Consider the following 17,329-nt stretch of genomic DNA (forward strand, 5'->3'; position numbering starts at 1 on the left):
GAAGAAGATGGCTGAAGAGATGAAGAACGACCGCAATTCGAAATCTTCACGTGAAGGAAGAAGAAACCCCAGAGCTTCCAGAAACGCTCCTGTGGAAAAACAGGTTGAAGACAACGAATTTGAAGAAAGAATAATTGAAATAAGAAGAGTTACAAAAGTAGTTGCAGGAGGAAAGAATCTTTCTTTTAGAGTAGTCGCCGTCGTTGGTAACCGTGATGGGAAGGTTGGTCTTGGTATAGGGAGCGCAAGGGAAGTTCCGACTGCAATAAGAAAGGCCGTTCTTGAAGCCAAGAAGAATGTCACGGAGGTCGCGGTGAGAAATGAGACTGTTCCTCACGAGACAGTCGGACGACAGGATTCAGCAAGAATAATGTTAAAGCCGGCTGGTCCCGGAACTGGGATTATTGCGAATTCGCCTGTAAGAGCCGTTGTCGAACTTGCAGGTGTGAAGAATATTCTGACGAAGTCGCTTGGATCATCTAACACACTTAATATGGCTAGAGCGGCCTTGAACGGACTACTAAGTCTGAGATCCCCTCAGGACTTCGCAAAACTCAGGGACATACCCCTAAAGACAGTCTTCCACGGTTTCAGCGAGGAGGCAGGTCAGTAATGGCAAAGAGTTTAAGAATACGATTAATCAAAAGTCCGATTGGCTATAACAGAAGACAGCTGAAGACGGTTAAAGCATTAGGCCTTGGAAAGCTGGACAGTGAGATTGTTCAGCCCGATTCTCCACAGATCAGGGGCATGGTGAATTCCATAAGACATCTTCTTGCTGTCGAAGAACTTGATGACTGAAGGGGGTAGGAAGATGGCTTTTAAAGTTGAAGATCTAAGTCCGACGCCCGGTTCTAGAACAAGCGAAAAAAGAATAGGACGCGGTATAGGTTCGGGAATGGGTAAAACCGCCACCAGAGGCCATAAGGGTCAAGGAAGAGCGACAGGTAAGGTGGCTGCACGCTTCGAGGGCGGACAGACACCCCTATTCAGAAGAACACCGATAAAAGGGTTCAAGAACCGAGGAGCAGTTGTTTATGCTACTGTGAACATTTCGACTCTCGAGGAGAGATTCGAAAGTGGCAGTGAGATTTCACCCGAGATACTCGTTCAGCGAAAGATACTCAAAGATCTTAAAGACGGAGTGAAGATACTTGCGAGAGGTGAACTGACAAAGTCTTTTATTGTCAAGGCAAATGCTTTTAGCGCTACTGCCAAGGAGAAGATTGAATCTGCTGGTGGAAAGGCAGAGGTGATCTGACAATGTGGAATGCCCTGAAGAACGCGTTCAAGATTCCTGAGCTGAGAGATAGAATCCTCTTCACGTTCCTCGCATTGGCAGTCTTCAGACTTGGTGTGTACATACCGATTCCCGGAATTAATATCCAAGCCTGGTCTGCGTACTTCGGCACTCTATCTACAGGCGGTGCCGGAGGCTTCATCGGCTTCTTTGATGTTTTCACCGGTGGAGCCGTTGAGCAGTTTTCGATATTCTTAATGAGCGTTACTCCCTACATAAACGCTCAGATTATGCTTCAACTGCTGACTGCCGTTGTTCCTAGTTTGAAGGAGATGCTTAAGGAAGGCGAAGAGGGAAAGAAGAAGTATGCTCGATACACAAGAATGCTGACGATTGGACTCGCGGGTCTTCAAGGATTCCTGATATCATTCGGTCTCTCTTCGAACACGGCTATCTTGGCGATTCCCAGCAGGTTGCTCTTTGTGTTGCTGGCAACAACCACCCTTATCGGTGGTACAATGTTTCTTCTTTGGCTGGGAGAAAGAATCACGGAAAGGGGAATTGGAAATGGTATTTCAGTTCTGATTTTCGGAGGCATCGTTGCAAGATATCCTGCTTCCATTATGCAGGTAGTGGTAGCTTTATCGCCGTTACAGTGGGGGATATTACTTGCGATCGCTCTGTTCACGGTTGTGGCGGTTATCTATGTTCAGATGGGAGAAAGAAGGATCGAAGTTCAGTACGCAAGGAGAGTTACTGGTAGAAGGGTGTATGGAGGAGTTTCCACGCACATTCCTATCAAGGTTAATCAGGGTGGAGTCATACCGATAATATTCAGTTCGGCAATTATGATGTTGCCACAGTTTATTGCTACGGCTTTCCCCGAGGGAAGTGGCGGTAGGAATATTATGCAGAGTCTCTTTGCTCAGACATCACCCCTATACATATTGCTTTATGGAGGAATGGTTTTCTTCTTCACGTTCTTTTATAGTTCGCTTGTTTTTGATGTCAGAGAAGTATCGGATAACATACGTAACTACGGAGGCTACATACCCGGAATAAGACCGGGCTTTTCAACTCAGCAGTATATTCAGAGAGTCCTTAACAGGGTTGTTTTCATGGGAGCCGTATTCCTGGTTGTGATTGCATTGCTTCCATTAGTTATAGGCGGGATTTTCAGTATTGGTGGCCTCGCAATTGGAGGAACGTCGACTCTAATTGCTGTTGGCGTAGCTATTGATATATTGCAGCAGATGGAAACACACCTTATGGTAAGGCATTATGAAGGGTTCGTAAAGAAAGGCAAGTTACGAGGAAGGAGATAAGATGAACGTTATTCTAATGGGTCCTCCCGGAGCAGGGAAGGGGACACAGGCAAAGCGGATAGCCCAGATATTTAAGATTCCTCACATATCGACTGGAGATATGTTAAGGGAAGCCGTGGCTGCTGGCACTGACCTTGGGCTGAAGGTCAAAGAGATTATGGATAAAGGGCTTCTCGTCCCCGATGATTTGATGATCGACCTTGTGAGAGAAAGGTTGTCGAGAGAGGATACCAGGAATGGGTTCATTCTTGACGGTTTCCCAAGAACAGTTGAACAGGCGGCTGCGCTTGATGAAATGCTAGAGGATCTAGGGAGAAAAATCGATGTAGCCTTGCTCGTTAATGCAGATGAAGAAGAAGTCGTAAAACGGATTTCTAGCAGAAGAGTTTGCCCAGAGTGTGGCAAGGTCTACAATCTGCTGACGATAAGACCGAAAGTTGAAGGCCGCTGCGATAACGATGGCGCCGAGTTGATTCAGAGAGATGACGATATGCCTGAGACAGTTCGAGCAAGGTACAGAGTCTATTTGGAGAAAACGGAGCCAGTGATCCAGTATTACTCGAGTAACAAGAGCCAGTTTTTGGAAGTGGACGGGACCGGAGAGATTGATGTTGTGACTGACAAAATTGTGGAACATCTGGAGTCAACTAGAAATGGTTAGGTTGAAATCTCCAGAAGAAATATGTAAAATCGAAATTGCTGCGAAGATTGTCGCAGAGGTTTTGGCTGAGATGGAGTCTTATGCAGTTGAAGGAGCCTCTGCTCTCGATATGGAAAAAGCGGCAGAAGAGTTGATTCATAAACGAGGCGGCATCCCCGCATTCAAGGGATATAGTGGTTATCCTTATACTCTATGCGTTTCGGTAAACGAGGAGGTAATTCACGGATTTCCCTTGAAGGAAAAAATCTTTGTCGATGGCGACATAGTCTCCGTGGATTGTGGGGTGAACAAAGACGGATTCATTGGAGATGCGGCAAAGTCTTTCGTAGTAGGTAGTTACAGGAGTGAAAAGGACAAACTGCTTCTACAGCGAACGGAAGAGGCGCTTCTAAAGGGTATAGAAATGGCTGTCGCAGGAAACAGAGTCGGCGACATCGGCTATGCCGTTCAGAATTGTGTAGAAAGCGCTGGGCTGTCTGTAATAAGAGATTACGTTGGGCACGGAGTCGGCCTCAGCCTTCACGAGGATCCACAGGTGCCGAATTACGGAAGACAGGGAAGCGGGATGCTTTTAAGAACTGGCATGACCCTTGCGATTGAACCGATGGTCGCAAGCGGACACTATAGCTTAGAGATTCTGGAAGACGGATGGACTGCAGTAACTGCGGATAGATCGCGTGCTGCTCATTTTGAGCATGACATTGCGATTCTTGAAGATGGTCCAAAGATTCTTTCTAGTTTGTGAGGAGGATCACTGGTGTCGGATAAGAGCGATATCATTAAGATGGATGGGACAGTTGTGGAATCGATGCCTAATGCGACCTTCAAGGTCGAACTTGAGAACAATCACACTGTTCTAGCTCACATCTCTGGAAAAATGCGCAAGAACTTCATCAGGTTGATCCCGGGTGATAAGGTCGTTGTGGAAGTGTCAATATACGACCTGACCAAAGGAAGAATTGTTTATCGTAAAAGGATAGACAAAGGAGGAGAAACGAATTGAAAGTCCGCGCTTCGGTCAAGAAGAGATGTGAACACTGCAAAGTGATAAGACGCAATGGCAGAATAAGAGTCATCTGCGAAAAAAATCCAAAGCACAACCAGCGTCAGGGTTAAGGAGGGATATAGATGGCACGTATCCTTGGTGTTGAACTTCCTAATAACAAGAAGACTTTCGTTGCCCTGACCTATATCTATGGTATAGGTTATACAAGATCGAACGAGATTCTTTCAGGAACGGAAATCGATGGCAATAAGAGAGCAAAAGACCTGACTGACGAAGAAGTTAGTAAAATTGCGAAGTACATAAATGAGCATTACAAGGTTGAAGGCGAGCTCAGAACTGAAGTCGACAGGTCGATTAAGAGACTAATCGAGATAGGAAGTTATAGAGGTTACAGGCATAGAAACGGGCTTCCGGTACGCGGTCAGAAGACGCATTCAAATGGAAGGACCAGAAAGGGTTCTAGAGCCAGTAAGATTCGTAAGAAGAGCTAAACGGGAGGTAAAAGTGAATGGCAAAGAGACCAGCAGCCAAGAAAAAAAGGAAACTGACAACTGATAGGGGAGTAGTGCATATAAAGTCCTCTTTCAACAACACAATAATTACGTTGACCGACCCAGAAGGGAACACTCTGATGTGGACGTCAGGTGGAACCGCCGGATACTCCGGATCGAAAAAATCAACACCCTATGCGGCTCAACTGGGCGCAGATAAGATTGCTAAAGAGGCCATCAAGCTAGGGATCACGAGAGTTGGAATAGAAGTCAAGGGCCCAGGTTCTGGAAGGGAAGCTGCAATCAGGACAATTCAAGCGGCAGGTCTTACTGTGGAGACGCTCAAAGATATCACGCCACTGCCTCACAACGGTTGCAGACCACGCAGAAGAAGAAGAGTCTGATTTAGGAGGGAGTTGAATGGCCAGATATACAGGACCAGTGTGTAAACTTTGTCGTCGTGAAGGATTTAAGCTGTATTTGAAAGGTGAAAGATGTTTTTCACCAAGGTGTTCTCAGGTGAAGAGGCCTGTCGCCCCTGGACAACACGGAGCCTCCACTAGAAAGCTCACCCAATATGGCATGCAGTTGAGATCTAAACAGGTTGTAAAGAGGATTTACGGTGTTCTTGAAAGGCAGTTCAGACGATATTTTGAAGCGGCTTTGAAAAAGAACGAAGAAACGGGAACTGCTCTGATGAAGATTCTTGAATCAAGACTTGACAATATCGTTTTCAGAATGGGATTCGCCTCGAGCAGGAGGCAGGCGAGACAGCTGGTTAACCACGGACACGTTCTTGTTAATGGTAGAAGGGTGAACAAGCCTTCCTTCAATTTGAGAGTCGGTGACATCGTGGAGATCAAAGAGAAGAGTAGAAGTGTTTTACCGATCAAAGAAGCGGCAGAAGCTGCAAAAGAGAGAACAGCCTATCCATGGGTTGAGGTAGACTACGAGACATTTAGAGGTACCTACCTGAGATATCCTGTAACTGAAGAAGTAGAGATTCCAGTTGATCTGCAGTCGATTATTGAGCTCTACTCTAAGTAAATCCGATTCTTACCTTCTTGGAAGGAGGTGTGTGCCCGAATTCTGGGCGAAACAATGTTGACATCAATAATGCCAAAAAACTTGCGAATTGAAGAAGAAAGAGAGGATGATAACAGCTATTTTACAAGATTCATCCTTTCTCCAATGGAAAGAGGATATGCCACTACTATCGGGAACTCGCTTAGGAGGGTTCTCCTCTCATCGATACCGAGTATGGCAATCACAAGACTAAAGATACCTGGTAAATATCACGAATACGATGTTATTGACGGAGTAAAGGAAGATATTCTCGAAATAATCCTTAATTTCAAGAAAGTCCAGTTAAAACCCGCACTTGAATTCTCTGATGCGGTGAAACTCACACTTGAGACGGCAGGACCAGGAGTCATTACAGCTGGCGATATTAAAACTCCTACTGGGGTAGAGGTAGTCAACCCGTCTCAATACATAGCTACTCTGAACACAGATTCAGTTATTTATATCGAGCTTTTCGCTGAAATTGGACGAGGGTTTGTTCCAGTGTCAGAAATGGAGATAGAGCACGACGTTGAGATGATTTACATCGATGGGATCTTCAGCCCTGTGTTAAAAGTCAACTTCCAGACCGAGAACGTCCGGGTTGGAAAGAGAACAGACTACGACAAGCTTATCTTGGATGTGTGGACTAAAAAGTCGATAACCCCTTCTGATGCGCTTTTGAGAGCAACTGACATACTTATTAGGCACTTCGAGGTCTTCTCCAACGGTCTAGGCAAGCCGGGTCAAGGTCTTACAAGCTCAGCGCTCAAACAGGAAGAAGAGGAAATCATTTCTGAAGAAGCCGAAGTCACTGTCGAAACCCCCCAGGTGGAAGAACAGGACTCGAATTCCCTTGGAGCGAAGAAGGTTGAGGAACTCGATCTTTCGGTCAGATCTCTTAACTGTCTCAAGCGCGACAAAATCAACACAATTGGTGATCTTCTCGACAAGAGCGAAGCTGATCTTCTGAGGATCAGGAACTTCGGAGAGAAGTCCATGCTGGAAGTTGTCAAGAAACTGAGGGAAAAGTTCAACATCGTACTCAAGAAAGAATGATTTTGAGGAGGCCTATTAGCTATGCGCCATAGAGTCAGTGGAAGCAAACTAAATATGCCCCACAGCCAGCGAGTCGCTTTAATGCGAAATCTGGCCAGGGAGCTTTTCGAACATGGAACAATCGTTACTACAGTCACTAGAGCAAAGGAGCTTAGACCCTTTGTTGAAAGCATTATTACTAAGGCAAAGAAGGCTTCTCTACTCTCAGTCGAGATTTCTTCTAAGGGTCCTGACAGTACAGAAACACAGGCACTGAAGTCAAGGAACCTTGCTTTGCATCGAGAGATAAACAGGAACTTCAACGACAGAAAGCTTGTCAAAAAGATCTGTGATGAAGTTGCAGTTAAGTACCACGAAAGAAACGGGGGATACACCAGAATAGTAAAATTGGGTATGAGAAGGGGCGACGCAAGTGAAATGGCCGTTCTTCAGTTGATAGACAACGAAGAAAAACAGGAAAAGAAGCCCGAGAAGAAAGCTGAAAAGAAACAGGACAAAAAGTGATGGCTACCGCAAGGTAGCCATTCTTCGGAGGTGTGGCAATGAAGATATTTCTTGACACGGCAAACATTGAAGACATTCGTGAGGGAATGAAGCTTGGCCTCGTCGATGGCGTGACTACCAATCCAACATTGGTTTCCAGAGAAGGAGTTAAGTTCGAAGACCGAGTTGTGGAGATTTGTGAAACGGTTAAGGGCCCTGTATCAGCGGAAGTAACGTCCACTGATTACGAAAACATGGTATTACAGGCGAGAGAACTCGCGTCACTTAATGAGCATGTGGTTGTGAAAATCCCAATGACAAGAGATGGAATGCGAGCAGTAAAGACACTTTATGGCGAGGGAATCAAGACAAATGTTACTTTAATCTTCAATTCTCTTCAAGCAACACTTGCTGCCAAAGCAGGCGCAACATATGTAAGCCCATTTGTCGGAAGGCTCGATGATATTGCAAGCAACGGAATGGAAATAGTTGAGGAGATTGTCCGGATATTCGCGAACTACGGTTACAGCACTGAGATAATTGTGGCAAGCGTGAGACATCCTATGCATGTTCTTGAAGCAGCTCTCATGGGAGCTGACATCGTGACGATTCCTTATGAAGTACTTCTCAAACTATTCAATCACCCGCTCACTGATATAGGAATTGAAAGATTCATGGATGACTGGAAACGCTATCAGAAACAGCAAGGCAAATAAGCTTTGATTTTTTCCGCGTAAGTGGTATATTATTTCTGAAAGAACTTGTAGCTCACCGGAGACAGGTCTCCCATGCTTTCTTACAAATATTGCTAGCTTCATATTCTTTATAATTCCTAAAGATACGGAAGGAGGGTAGGTACATTCTTCCAGTGGTGATTGAATGTACCGTCAAATTTGAGCCCAAGAAAGAAGAAAACGGAAGAAACACCGAACGAACTTGATGAAAATGTCGTGAGTGAGAAGAAGCCGACCAGAAAGAGAACTACGCGAAAGAAGACTGAAGTCAAGAAGCCCGAAAAAAAGGAGGAAACACTTAGCGCTACTTCTAATGAGATCGAAAGAAGCATGAAAGAAAATGAGGTTTCATTAAAAGGAGATGCCGAAAAGAAGATGGATTCGGAATCTGAGTTTCAGGAATCAACTAGTGAGAGCGCTACAGATGAATCGAAGGAGCTTCCAAGAAAGGACAAAGACAAGGACAAAGACAAGGACAAAGACAACATAAGGGAAGTCGAAATCGATATCTCACAGCTCCAGGCAATGCCTATCAGAGAAGTCTACAAGCTTGCTAGGAAGTATGATGTCCAAGGCTATACGCAGATGGCAAAGAAAGACTTGATATTCGCTGTTCTTAAAGCCCAAACGGAATCTTATGGTTACTTCTTCGATCAGGGAGTTCTTGAAATCACTGACGGGGGATATGGCTTTCTAAGAACTCTGGATAACAACCTTCTTCCGAGCTCTAACGACATATATGTGAGCCAGTCTCAGATAAGAAGATTCAACCTTACAAGTGGCGATACAGTGGCCGGGCAGGTAAGACCCCCGAAGGAAGGCGAGAAATACTTTGCGCTCTTGAGAATAGAGGCTATTAATCACAAGGCGATAAACTTCGCTGCAGAAAGAATTACTTTTCAGAATCTTACGCCAATCCACCCTGAAGACAGGTTGATTACCGAGACAGATTCTCATATAATGAGCACAAGAATGGTTGATCTCTTCTCCCCAATTGGAAAGGGACAGCGAGGATTGATAGTTTCACCTCCCAAAGCGGGGAAGACCATACTGCTGAAGGAGCTTGCTAACGGAATTGCCGAGAATCACCCAGACACCATAAGAATAATTCTGTTAATCGACGAGAGACCTGAAGAGGTCACTGATCTCAGAAGAAGCACAAATGCTCATGTAATAGCCGCCCCATTTGATATGCATCCAGAGAAGCAAATTAGAGTCGCGGAGATGACTATCGAAATGGCAAAAAGATTGGTCGAATTCAATTACGATGTTGTCATTCTGCTCGACAGTATTACTAGACTAGCAAGAGCCTACAATCTATATGTTCCGCCCAGCGGAAAGCTTCTCTCCGGTGGTGTGGATCCTTCTGCTCTTTACAAGCCCAAATACTTCTTTGGAGCGGCTAGAAACATAGAAGAGGGTGGAAGCCTTACGATAATCGCTACAGCGCTCGTTGAAACGGGGAGCAAAATGGATGAAGTTATTTTCGAAGAGTTCAAGGGTACTGGAAATATGGAACTGATTCTATCTAGACAGCTGGCCAACAAGAGGATGTTCCCATCGATCAATCTTACTCTTTCCGGTACTAGAAGAGAAGAACTACTTCTTCCTTCAGATATTCTGAGAAAGATCTGGATTCTAAGACGAATGCTGTCTTCAATGTCGGAAGAAGAGGGATTGAGACTAATCATGGAGAAACTTCGTGGCACCGGATCAAATGACGAATTCTTGGACTTGATTGAAATGGAAAAGAAGCAGTACTAGATGGGAGATAATGATGGTCAGACGCGTAATAGGAATTGATCTGGGTGGAACAGAGACAAAGATAGGGATAGTTGAGGAAGACGGCAAGATAGTCGAAAAAAAGGTGATCCCCACAAGAGTGTCAGAAGGTAGAACTACTGTCGTCACGAGAATTGGTGAAGCGATAAATGAGCTCCTTGTTCAGTCGGGTATCGACTCAAAGCAAATTATCGGAATCGGAGTTGGTTCACCTGGATCGATCGACCACGACACGGGAACTGTGCTGTTTTCTCCAAATCTTCCCGATTGGTCGGGGTTCGGGCTGGCAGCTATGCTCGAGAGAGTCACTGGAATAAGAACATTTGTAGAGAACGATGCAAATTCCTTTATTCTAGGAGAGTGGGCATTCGGCGAGTTCAAAGGCAGCCAACACATGGTAGGCCTCACATTAGGTACCGGAGTCGGAGGGGGAGTGATAACCCACGGTATTTTGATGACAGGTAGCAAAGGCTATGGAGGGGAACTTGGACACACTATAGTTGAACCGGAAGGACCAGTTTGCGGTTGTGGCTCTCACGGATGTCTTGAAGCTCTTGCTTCGGCGACTGCCATAATAAATCTGGCCAGGGAATATTCGAAGAGATTTCCGCAGTCAACGATATTTGCATCGCCTGAAATAAACGCTAAAGTGGTCTTTGACGCGGCACGGGAGGGTGATCTCGCAGCAACTCTGATCGTAGAAAGAGCAACCAGAGCCCTGGCTATTGCAATCGGAAATTTCATACATGTGTTCAATCCCGAACATATTGTCATTGGCGGTGGGATCAGCAGAGCTGGAGATTTGCTAATAAACGGGATAAGGGAAAAACTCCCGGCTTTCGTAATGACTTCTTTTAACGGGACCTTCAGCATCACTCTGAGCAAATTGGTAGAGAATGCAGGGATAACAGGTGCCGCGTCGATAGTCTTTTACAGGACTAGTTGATTCTTCAATCGTTGAGTCAGGATATGTGCTTGTCTAGTAGGTTCCGGAATTCTGTACTTTCCAATTGTTCTTATTGATAACCTGAGAGCACTTTCCGCAGTTATTCTATTTCCCGGTGAAATGAAAACCGGTTTTACACTCGTTCTTGTACATAGCGCATATCCTAGCAATCTACCGCCTGGTGAGAGGATTCTGCTGCTTTGTCCTTTCTCTCTCGGGAGGCTTTCGACCTTTCCATAGAGAAGGCTTTTCGCAACGCCTATCGTTGGTATTTCTACGAAAAGTCCAATGTGGGAAGCTATACCAATCCCTCTGGGATGAGCTATCCCGTGTCCATCAAAGAAGAGCAGGTCAACTTCCGGTGATCTAGACAGCGCATCAAGTATAGCGGGCCCCTCCCTAAATGACAATAGACCGGGGATGTAAGGCGTCTCAACCTTTTTAAGAGAAAAGAAATGGTCAACTATGGAAAGAGAGTTAAACTCCATAATCACAATTACGGCGAGCGCAATCTCTCTAAAAGGAAAAGAAACGTCTATTCCTGCCACTAGTCTTGGCTCCCGAGAGTAGTCCTCAAATGTAAGCTTGTCCCTGAGTTTCTTTTGTAAGTCTATAGCTTGAACCGGTTCCATCGACCATGAGTGAATATATTCGATATTCATGTTGTTCTCTCCCAAAGGAAGAAATCTATCGCTGTTGCTTCTGACAATGATTATGCCACATAGATGTTATAATTTATGAAAAGCTCTTCAAGTGGAGGTGTATGATGAAATTCGTCGCAGCTCGTTCAGAAATCCTCACAAGATTAGAATCGGTTTCTGGGGCAGTTGCTCCGAAAAGCGTGAAGCCAATTCTTTCGGGCATATATTTTTCAATGAAGGATGACTCAACGGTTAAGCTTCAGGCCACCGATCTAGAAACGGCAATTACTACAGAGCTGAGACCAAAGCACATAGATGGAAGGTGCGATTTTGTCATAGATGCGCGTCTGGTACTCGAAATAGTCAGAAATCTTCCTGAAGGAGAAGTTGTTTTTGAAACGGAAGACACAAACGTTATCATTAGGGAGGGAAGTGCACGCTTCACTCTTCCAACAATGGATCCCGAGGAGTTCCCCATTGTTGAACCAACCTCGGGAGGACTTGAATTCACAGTGTCGGTTTCATCGATTGAACTGATGATAGATAGAGTGATTTTCTGTGCTGCTAGGGATGAATTCATGAGAAATCTGAACAGTGTCTACTGGGAATTCGAGGATGGTTACCTTCGACTTGTAGCTGCGGATGGATTCAGGATGGCGCTCTCCGAAGAAAGAATTGACCTTAGCATCGATGACCACTTTCTGCTTACGCTTAAGAGCATGAAGGATTTGCAAAACAGTCTTAAAGCTGCAATGTCTGATCTGTTGAAGGTAACCTATGATGGTTCGCGTGTTCAGTTCCTTTTTGACGGCACTGAGATAGTAACAAAGGTTGTGGATGCTGAGTTTCCGGACTACAAGAAGGTTCTTCCCAAATCATTCAAGGCGAGACTTGTTCTTTCTACCGAGGTCTTTTCAGATGCTGTAAGAAGGGCATCGATTGCCGCAAGGCTCGGATCGGATTCGGTCAAGTTTGAAATAGACGATGAGCAGTTTAAGATAGTTGCTAGAAGCCCTGATCACGGGGAATCCATAGAGATTCTTGATGCAAACAAGGAAGGAGACAACATTGTCATAGCCTTTAATCCCAGGTTTCTTTCGGAATCTGCTAAGAAGATTGATTCCGATACTGTGGAGTTGAATTTCGTTGATTCCAATAGCCCTCTTCAAATGAATCCAGTAGATGTCCAGGGTTATACATACGTTATTATGCCTATTAGACTCATATGAGAATCAGGGTGGGAATCGGTTACGACATTCATTCGATCAAGCCCGGGGACAGAGGTATGTATCTGGGAGGAGTTAAGGTATCTGATACATTCTATCTTGTGGGCCATTCTGACGGAGATGCCCTTTGTCATGCGATTGTCGATGCGATTCTTGGGAGCACTTCTTCGGGAAACATCGGCATCAGTTTTCCAGAGGATGAAAAAAACAGAGATCGAAGAAGTATAGAGTTTCTGATGGAGGTAGCTGAGTCGATAAGAGGTCGATGGCGAATTCTAAATGTTGACGCAGTTGTCGTGATCGAAAAGGTTAGACTAGCAGGGTTTGTCAGTTCAATCACTGAGAATGTTGCCAGAGCGCTTGGGATCGAAAGCGAGCAGGTAAACGTTAAGCCCAAATCCGGAAATGGCAGCAGCCCTGGTTTCGTGCAAGTTCATGCTGTTTGTCTTTTGGAGAAGGTGGGGTAAGAGATGCCGGAATTCCGTTATGAAGTTATAAACATCAAGGGAAAGCCCGAGAAAGGCAAGCTTTCTGCCAATTCTAAACTTGAGGCCCTCCAGATTCTTTCGAGCAGGGGATTTATTGTCAGCTCGATCAAACAGTCATCGACGACACGCAATTATACGAAGGCCTCTCTATTTCCTGCTTCTCAGAAGGAAGTCAGTATCTTCTCCAGACAGCTTGCAACGATGGTTTCTTCCGGTGTTAGGATAAGAGACTCGCTGCAAGTGCTTTCGACTCAAGTTCTTTTTTCAAGAAGATTCAGGAAGATAATCTCCCGTGTTGTTCTTGATATCGAGGGCGGTATGAGTTTTAGCGAATCGCTTGAGAAGACGGGCGTGTTTGAGCCATTGTTTACCAATCTCGTAAAAGCAGGCGAGGCGGGTGGTGTTCTCGACGAGTCTCTCGAAAGGGTTGCAGATTTCTATGAGGGGATGGTTGAGCTTCAGAATCAGGTAAAATCGGCGATGGCTTATCCTCTATTCATGATGGTTTTCGCGGTGGGAATAGTGGGGATGATCTCCTTCTTCATCCTCCCAAATTTGATAAGTGCTTTTGGAGGAAATTACGAGCCTGAAGGAACAATGGCTATTCTTCTTAAGATGAACGACATCTTGAAAAATCATTGGCCAATTCTTCTTGTCCTGCTTTTAGCATTGTCAATAGGGGGCTTCTTCTTCTTCAAGAGTAAGTACGGCAACATTGTCAAGGAGACTCTAGGCAAATTGATTCCTCCGGTCAGAAACCTAAGAAACATGACGGCTATGGAGAGATTCACACGGACGACGGCTGTTCTTGTAGCAAGCGGTGTGGATCTTCCTACAGTTCTGGAACTTGCAGGAGAGGTTTCTCAAAGCCCTAGAGTTATGAAAGCCGTTGGCAATGCGATAGTCAGTATAAAGGGAGGGGAAAGCATCAACGCCGCTCTTGAGAGGCAAAAGGTCTTCCCTCCAATCGTGGTTAGCATGGTTGCAACTGGCGAAGAAACTGGAAAACTTGACGAAGTCATGTTTAAAGTGGCAAACTTCTATCACATGCAAGTCCAGAATGCACTTAAGAAACTTGTTTCGCTCGTCGAGCCAATAATGATATTATTTATTGGGGGATTTATTGGTTTCCTGGCAATAACGATTTATGGTGCTGTATTTGCAATGGAGCAAAGCATTGGATGAGTTTTACCGAACTATTGTGCTGTCTGGTCGTGGTCTCTCTGTGTATCAGCGGCGTGGTACTTGTGTCATCTGACATCATAGCTAGTTTGAAAATTGTTCTAAGCAAAACTGCTCTTGATTCGTTTATTGAAAGCCAGCGTCTCGAAGCAGTTGTTCGTTCGAGGCCCGTTGATGTATTCTATGATTTCAGATCAAGAAGAGTATCATCCACAACTGGGATGGTATTTGAAGACTGTCTCTGGGAGAACCCTGAAAACTTCAGGATTCGTTTTAATGGGGATGGTTCTATAGCTATACTTAGCGGGTCGACAACATTGAACTTTGCTGATGGCAGTGTTTTGACAATCCAGCCGGTCACGGGGAAAGTCAGTTATTGAGACTTGGGGGTAAATTATGTTTCAAAGTATGATTACTGCCGTTAATTCAGACGAGGGTTATACGGAAATCGTCAGGGCTGTCGTTGAAGGTCGTTATTTAAAGCCCGTTTTTTCTGTACTTAAGCTGGGTTCGGATTCGCTTGAAGAAGCATCACGAGTATTCGAGGAAAACAATTCTCTTCCTGCCGACGAGATTTTTGTGACTGCCTTCCACCCAAAAGATGTTGTTTTTCAGCATCTCGAAGTTCCACGGGTCAAATCAGTAAAGAATCTGGTAAGTGTAGCTAGCTTCAAGGCAGCATCTCAGTTTTCTCTACCGCCCGACGAAGTCAATGTTGCCTGCTTGAACTCATTGTCTTCACTTCGAACGGGTCTTGTCCCGGCCTTTATTATCACTAAGAAGAGAGCTCTGTACGAATTCATTGGAGAACTGACGGGAAAGAACTTCCCTGAACCTAACATAGTTGATGTGAAACCCTTTTCGATTTTCAAAATTGCTCAGACCAGCGTCTTTGAAGGGAATAATATCGTTTTTATCGTTGATAAGAGCTACTCGCTTCTATTGACACTAAGAGGAGAGGAAATTGTAGGCTTGAATTACATCAATGACGGGTTTGATGAAGTGGCGAGCGACTTCAAAGAAGATAACTCTCTGTCTCCAAACACTAATATGCAACGAGAGTTTCTTATAGGCTCCAAAGCCTATTATGACTCTTTGATTGAAGAAGCGTCGGAAAGACTCGAGAGTATGATATCGTATCAGTTGAGAATGTACCTCACAAACACTCTGTCTAATTCTCCCAATACATCTGCAGCCGACGAATCACTCTTCAACAGGTTTTTTGTTGCAGGTCAGTCAAGCCTTTCGACAGCTGTTTATTCAAGAGCCTTTCAGCAAATCCTGGGCACTGAGACTGAGGTAGCGAGCATGCCTCTTAAGATGAAGGAGACAAGCGGTATAACATATACATCGGCAGGACTACTCATGAGAGGTGGTGAGTTACTTGGTCGACGTAAACTTGTATTCAAGGAAGAGGCGGGTCTCAAGACTTAAGTACTCTCTGATAGTTCTGCTGATAATTATCTTGCTGATTTTTGGGTCGCGTTTCTTTGTGACCCAGGCTTTCGAAATCAGATTGAGACAGGTTTCAAGAATGAAAGGGTACTTGTTTGACAATACCGGGACTTATTTGACAGGGAATCTGAAAGAAGATATAGACATGATGTATGAAAAGAAGCAGGAGTACATCGCGATAAGAAATAAACTAAGCAGACAGGTAAATGATCTCCGTAAACATGTTGATTTGAAGTCAGTTGAAATGGATGTGTTCAGGACAATAGAGGCCTATCTTGAGGACGAGAACGCAATGAAAACAATTGCCTCCAGAATACAGTTCGAAAGCGGGGTAGGAAACTCTTTCTACTATCTCATTTTTGAAGGAAAAGAGATGTTTTTCCCGACACCGCATACGACTCCAACGCTTCTCGCAAGACCAAGCGTCAGGGGTAATTTGGATTTTGCCGAGCTGTACTCTCTTCAGCTAGTTGATCTTGAGGTAGGTGACCTCAATGAATGAGAAGAACGGATTCAACTTCGAAGAAATGAAAGCACCCGCAGGAGCAGAGCCTTTTGAGGGTAGCGATTCGTTTTTTATCCACAGAGACTACGCAAATAAGCTGAATAGAAGGCTCAGTTTTCTTGACAAGAAAGGAATAAACTCAAAACTTGCCTTCTGGTCACTGATTGCCTTGACTGTTTTGGGTTTTCTCTTCTTGGTTATTCTGTACTCCTACAGCACTTTTGAGAACACTTCTCTGCTCATTGATGAAGTAAATGGTTTAGAAAGCGCCTATCTTGAAGTTCAGCTCCTTTCAAGGGTGAGAAACGAGGCACTTGGTTCAATGAGCACTAGAAGCTATTTGAATGATCTTGAAGAGAAAATTCCGATAGGGTCGAAGCCCGGCGACTACAATGGGATAATTGCTTCGGGAAACTCAAGGGATATTCTCGATCTCGTAGAAATGATTGTAAATGAACCCAGAATACTTGTCAAAAAGCTAGAGCTAAGATCTAATCTTGGGTTTCCGATTCTCCCGGAGTCCAACATTCCCTCGAATCTCTCTCTTGAACTGAAAATCGATCTAAACGTGACTGGAATCTTTTAGGGGGAGCTGAATCTATGGAGAAGTACGTTATGGTAATAGTTATCGCGATTTTCCTTATCGTAACAGGTGGGGTTATTCTGACATTTCTCCTCGAACCCGTTGAAATTGCAGACGTAGCGGCCAGCAGGATCAAGATTGATCCTATAAACACTGATAGAGTTGTTAGTAGCGTAAGTTTGGAGAATCATTTTCTTCCTCTGTATGCCAGTCCTTCTGAAGTAATCAGTTCCATGCTAGAAGTCGGTGAGGAAGCTGAAGGTGTAAGGTATGTCGCATACTATAGATTAAACAAGATTGATTATGCTGTTCTTGAATCTGGGCAGTCTCAAGTTACTGTAAGAGTGGGAGAACAGGTTGCTCCCTCCTACATCGTGTATGGGATTACGGAATTTGCTGTATTGCTGAACGACACTAGCACAAACAGCTTTGTTGTTGTCAAGTATTTCAGGTCGTAAAC

General features: G+C 44.7%; 25 protein-coding genes. 24 read left to right on the forward strand and 1 reads right to left on the reverse strand.

All coding sequences use genetic code 11. The features are described 5' to 3' along the window. Positions 1-7 precede the first annotated feature (7 nt). The 16 genes from rpsE (at position 8) to THEBA_RS03660 (ending at position 10,789) form a co-directional block, all read left to right on the forward strand. Positions 8-613, forward strand: coding sequence for a 30S ribosomal protein S5 (rpsE, locus tag THEBA_RS03585; protein WP_014730473.1), 606 nt, complete (start codon positions 8-10; stop codon positions 611-613). Next, complete coding sequence (rpmD, locus tag THEBA_RS03590; RefSeq protein WP_006492362.1) at positions 613-801, forward strand: 50S ribosomal protein L30; 189 nt, start codon at positions 613-615, stop codon at positions 799-801. Before rpsE ends, rpmD begins: the two co-directional genes overlap by 1 nt. Positions 802-814: 13 nt before the next feature. Further along, positions 815-1,261: a 50S ribosomal protein L15 gene (rplO, locus tag THEBA_RS03595; RefSeq protein ID WP_014730474.1), complete on the forward strand. Its 447-nt coding sequence runs from the start codon at positions 815-817 to the stop codon at positions 1,259-1,261. Positions 1,262-1,263: 2 nt separating this feature from the next. Beyond that, positions 1,264-2,565, forward strand: a complete 1,302-nt coding sequence (gene secY / locus THEBA_RS03600; protein ID WP_014730475.1) for a preprotein translocase subunit SecY — start codon at positions 1,264-1,266, stop codon at positions 2,563-2,565. A gap of 1 nt (position 2,566) precedes the next feature. Further along, positions 2,567-3,226: an adenylate kinase gene (locus tag THEBA_RS03605; RefSeq protein WP_014730476.1), complete on the forward strand. Its 660-nt coding sequence runs from the start codon at positions 2,567-2,569 to the stop codon at positions 3,224-3,226. Continuing rightward, on the forward strand, positions 3,219-3,971 hold the full coding sequence (gene map / locus THEBA_RS03610; protein WP_014730477.1) for a type I methionyl aminopeptidase: 753 nt from the start codon (positions 3,219-3,221) through the stop codon (positions 3,969-3,971). The genes THEBA_RS03605 and map overlap by 8 nt, the downstream gene beginning before the upstream one ends. 12 nt (positions 3,972-3,983) lie before the next feature. After that, on the forward strand, positions 3,984-4,229 hold the full coding sequence (infA, locus tag THEBA_RS03615; RefSeq protein ID WP_006492372.1) for a translation initiation factor IF-1: 246 nt from the start codon (positions 3,984-3,986) through the stop codon (positions 4,227-4,229). Then, the gene (rpmJ, locus tag THEBA_RS03620) at positions 4,226-4,342 is read left to right on the forward strand and encodes a 50S ribosomal protein L36 (RefSeq protein ID WP_014730478.1); all 117 of its coding nucleotides are present in this window, start codon (positions 4,226-4,228) and stop codon (positions 4,340-4,342) included. The genes infA and rpmJ overlap by 4 nt, the downstream gene beginning before the upstream one ends. A 12-nt stretch (positions 4,343-4,354) precedes the next feature. Beyond that, entirely contained in the window at positions 4,355-4,723 is a 369-nt protein-coding gene (rpsM, locus tag THEBA_RS03625) for a 30S ribosomal protein S13 (protein WP_006492373.1), read from the forward strand. A 17-nt stretch (positions 4,724-4,740) separates the two neighbouring features. Next, the gene (gene rpsK, locus THEBA_RS03630; RefSeq protein WP_006492374.1) at positions 4,741-5,127 is read left to right on the forward strand and encodes a 30S ribosomal protein S11; all 387 of its coding nucleotides are present in this window, start codon (positions 4,741-4,743) and stop codon (positions 5,125-5,127) included. Positions 5,128-5,143: 16 nt separating this feature from the next. Then, complete coding sequence (gene rpsD, locus THEBA_RS03635; RefSeq protein WP_014730479.1) at positions 5,144-5,770, forward strand: 30S ribosomal protein S4; 627 nt, start codon at positions 5,144-5,146, stop codon at positions 5,768-5,770. Between the two features lie 54 nt (positions 5,771-5,824). Next, positions 5,825-6,844, forward strand: coding sequence for a DNA-directed RNA polymerase subunit alpha (locus tag THEBA_RS03640; protein WP_041928070.1), 1,020 nt, complete (start codon positions 5,825-5,827; stop codon positions 6,842-6,844). A 21-nt stretch (positions 6,845-6,865) separates the two neighbouring features. Then, positions 6,866-7,348 carry a 50S ribosomal protein L17 gene (gene rplQ, locus THEBA_RS03645; protein WP_014730481.1) on the forward strand — a complete coding sequence of 161 codons (483 nt, stop codon included), beginning with the start codon at positions 6,866-6,868 and terminating at the stop codon, positions 7,346-7,348. Positions 7,349-7,386: 38 nt separating this feature from the next. After that, positions 7,387-8,043, forward strand: a complete 657-nt coding sequence (fsa, locus tag THEBA_RS03650) for a fructose-6-phosphate aldolase (RefSeq protein WP_014730482.1) — start codon at positions 7,387-7,389, stop codon at positions 8,041-8,043. A gap of 393 nt (positions 8,044-8,436) precedes the next feature. Further along, the gene (gene rho / locus THEBA_RS03655) at positions 8,437-9,825 is read left to right on the forward strand and encodes a transcription termination factor Rho (RefSeq protein ID WP_407656336.1); all 1,389 of its coding nucleotides are present in this window, start codon (positions 8,437-8,439) and stop codon (positions 9,823-9,825) included. 10 nt (positions 9,826-9,835) lie between these two features. Further along, positions 9,836-10,789 (forward strand): ROK family protein, encoded by a 954-nt coding sequence (locus tag THEBA_RS03660; RefSeq protein ID WP_041928071.1) that lies wholly within the window; start codon positions 9,836-9,838, stop codon positions 10,787-10,789. Here the strand turns inward: THEBA_RS03660 and THEBA_RS03665 are convergent. Further along, on the reverse strand, positions 10,774-11,451 hold the full coding sequence (locus tag THEBA_RS03665; RefSeq protein WP_014730485.1) for an endonuclease V: 678 nt from the start codon (positions 11,449-11,451) through the stop codon (positions 10,774-10,776). The two genes, THEBA_RS03660 and THEBA_RS03665, sit on opposite strands and share 16 nt — an antisense overlap. 104 nt (positions 11,452-11,555) lie before the next feature. Between THEBA_RS03665 and dnaN the strand changes: the two genes are divergently transcribed. The 8 genes from dnaN (at position 11,556) to THEBA_RS03705 (ending at position 17,327) form a co-directional block, all read left to right on the forward strand. Further along, positions 11,556-12,659: a DNA polymerase III subunit beta gene (gene dnaN / locus THEBA_RS03670; protein ID WP_014730486.1), complete on the forward strand. Its 1,104-nt coding sequence runs from the start codon at positions 11,556-11,558 to the stop codon at positions 12,657-12,659. An 8-nt stretch (positions 12,660-12,667) separates the two neighbouring features. Next, a complete protein-coding gene (locus tag THEBA_RS03675; protein ID WP_236609203.1) occupies positions 12,668-13,123 on the forward strand; it encodes a 2-C-methyl-D-erythritol 2,4-cyclodiphosphate synthase in 456 nt (151 codons plus the stop codon). A gap of 3 nt (positions 13,124-13,126) precedes the next feature. Then, positions 13,127-14,329, forward strand: coding sequence for a type II secretion system F family protein (locus tag THEBA_RS03680; protein ID WP_014730488.1), 1,203 nt, complete (start codon positions 13,127-13,129; stop codon positions 14,327-14,329). Then, positions 14,326-14,706 carry a hypothetical protein gene (locus THEBA_RS03685; RefSeq protein WP_014730489.1) on the forward strand — a complete coding sequence of 127 codons (381 nt, stop codon included), beginning with the start codon at positions 14,326-14,328 and terminating at the stop codon, positions 14,704-14,706. The genes THEBA_RS03680 and THEBA_RS03685 overlap by 4 nt, the downstream gene beginning before the upstream one ends. Positions 14,707-14,722: 16 nt before the next feature. After that, positions 14,723-15,760, forward strand: a complete 1,038-nt coding sequence (locus THEBA_RS03690) for a hypothetical protein (RefSeq protein WP_014730490.1) — start codon at positions 14,723-14,725, stop codon at positions 15,758-15,760. A 100-nt stretch (positions 15,761-15,860) separates the two neighbouring features. Next, positions 15,861-16,283: a hypothetical protein gene (locus THEBA_RS03695; protein WP_236609204.1), complete on the forward strand. Its 423-nt coding sequence runs from the start codon at positions 15,861-15,863 to the stop codon at positions 16,281-16,283. Further along, on the forward strand, positions 16,276-16,872 hold the full coding sequence (locus THEBA_RS03700; protein WP_014730492.1) for a hypothetical protein: 597 nt from the start codon (positions 16,276-16,278) through the stop codon (positions 16,870-16,872). Before THEBA_RS03695 ends, THEBA_RS03700 begins: the two co-directional genes overlap by 8 nt. A 14-nt stretch (positions 16,873-16,886) precedes the next feature. Continuing rightward, positions 16,887-17,327, forward strand: a complete 441-nt coding sequence (locus tag THEBA_RS03705; protein WP_014730493.1) for a hypothetical protein — start codon at positions 16,887-16,889, stop codon at positions 17,325-17,327. Positions 17,328-17,329 lie beyond the last annotated feature (2 nt).

The sequence above is a fragment of the Mesotoga prima MesG1.Ag.4.2 genome, assembly GCF_000147715.2.
GTDB lineage: Bacteria > Thermotogota > Thermotogae > Petrotogales > Kosmotogaceae > Mesotoga > Mesotoga prima.

Coding starts and splice junctions, on each gene's coding strand:
- fsa (WP_014730482.1), top strand. CDS start 7,387: ATGAAGATATTTCTTGACACGGCAAACATTGAAGACATTCGTGAGGGA.
- rpsM (WP_006492373.1), top strand. CDS start 4,355: ATGGCACGTATCCTTGGTGTTGAACTTCCTAATAACAAGAAGACTTTC.
- THEBA_RS03705 (WP_014730493.1), top strand. CDS start 16,887: ATGGAGAAGTACGTTATGGTAATAGTTATCGCGATTTTCCTTATCGTA.
- THEBA_RS03665 (WP_014730485.1), bottom strand. CDS start 11,451: ATGAATATCGAATATATTCACTCATGGTCGATGGAACCGGTTCAAGCT.
- rpsD (WP_014730479.1), top strand. CDS start 5,144: ATGGCCAGATATACAGGACCAGTGTGTAAACTTTGTCGTCGTGAAGGA.
- rho (WP_407656336.1), top strand. CDS start 8,437: ATGGATTCGGAATCTGAGTTTCAGGAATCAACTAGTGAGAGCGCTACA.
- THEBA_RS03685 (WP_014730489.1), top strand. CDS start 14,326: ATGAGTTTTACCGAACTATTGTGCTGTCTGGTCGTGGTCTCTCTGTGT.
- dnaN (WP_014730486.1), top strand. CDS start 11,556: ATGAAATTCGTCGCAGCTCGTTCAGAAATCCTCACAAGATTAGAATCG.
- map (WP_014730477.1), top strand. CDS start 3,219: ATGGTTAGGTTGAAATCTCCAGAAGAAATATGTAAAATCGAAATTGCT.
- rpsE (WP_014730473.1), top strand. CDS start 8: ATGGCTGAAGAGATGAAGAACGACCGCAATTCGAAATCTTCACGTGAA.
- THEBA_RS03695 (WP_236609204.1), top strand. CDS start 15,861: ATGAAAGGGTACTTGTTTGACAATACCGGGACTTATTTGACAGGGAAT.
- THEBA_RS03690 (WP_014730490.1), top strand. CDS start 14,723: ATGTTTCAAAGTATGATTACTGCCGTTAATTCAGACGAGGGTTATACG.
- rpsK (WP_006492374.1), top strand. CDS start 4,741: ATGGCAAAGAGACCAGCAGCCAAGAAAAAAAGGAAACTGACAACTGAT.
- rplO (WP_014730474.1), top strand. CDS start 815: ATGGCTTTTAAAGTTGAAGATCTAAGTCCGACGCCCGGTTCTAGAACA.
- THEBA_RS03660 (WP_041928071.1), top strand. CDS start 9,836: ATGATGGTCAGACGCGTAATAGGAATTGATCTGGGTGGAACAGAGACA.
- THEBA_RS03640 (WP_041928070.1), top strand. CDS start 5,825: ATGTTGACATCAATAATGCCAAAAAACTTGCGAATTGAAGAAGAAAGA.
- rplQ (WP_014730481.1), top strand. CDS start 6,866: ATGCGCCATAGAGTCAGTGGAAGCAAACTAAATATGCCCCACAGCCAG.
- THEBA_RS03605 (WP_014730476.1), top strand. CDS start 2,567: ATGAACGTTATTCTAATGGGTCCTCCCGGAGCAGGGAAGGGGACACAG.
- secY (WP_014730475.1), top strand. CDS start 1,264: ATGTGGAATGCCCTGAAGAACGCGTTCAAGATTCCTGAGCTGAGAGAT.
- rpmD (WP_006492362.1), top strand. CDS start 613: ATGGCAAAGAGTTTAAGAATACGATTAATCAAAAGTCCGATTGGCTAT.
- THEBA_RS03680 (WP_014730488.1), top strand. CDS start 13,127: ATGCCGGAATTCCGTTATGAAGTTATAAACATCAAGGGAAAGCCCGAG.
- THEBA_RS03700 (WP_014730492.1), top strand. CDS start 16,276: ATGAATGAGAAGAACGGATTCAACTTCGAAGAAATGAAAGCACCCGCA.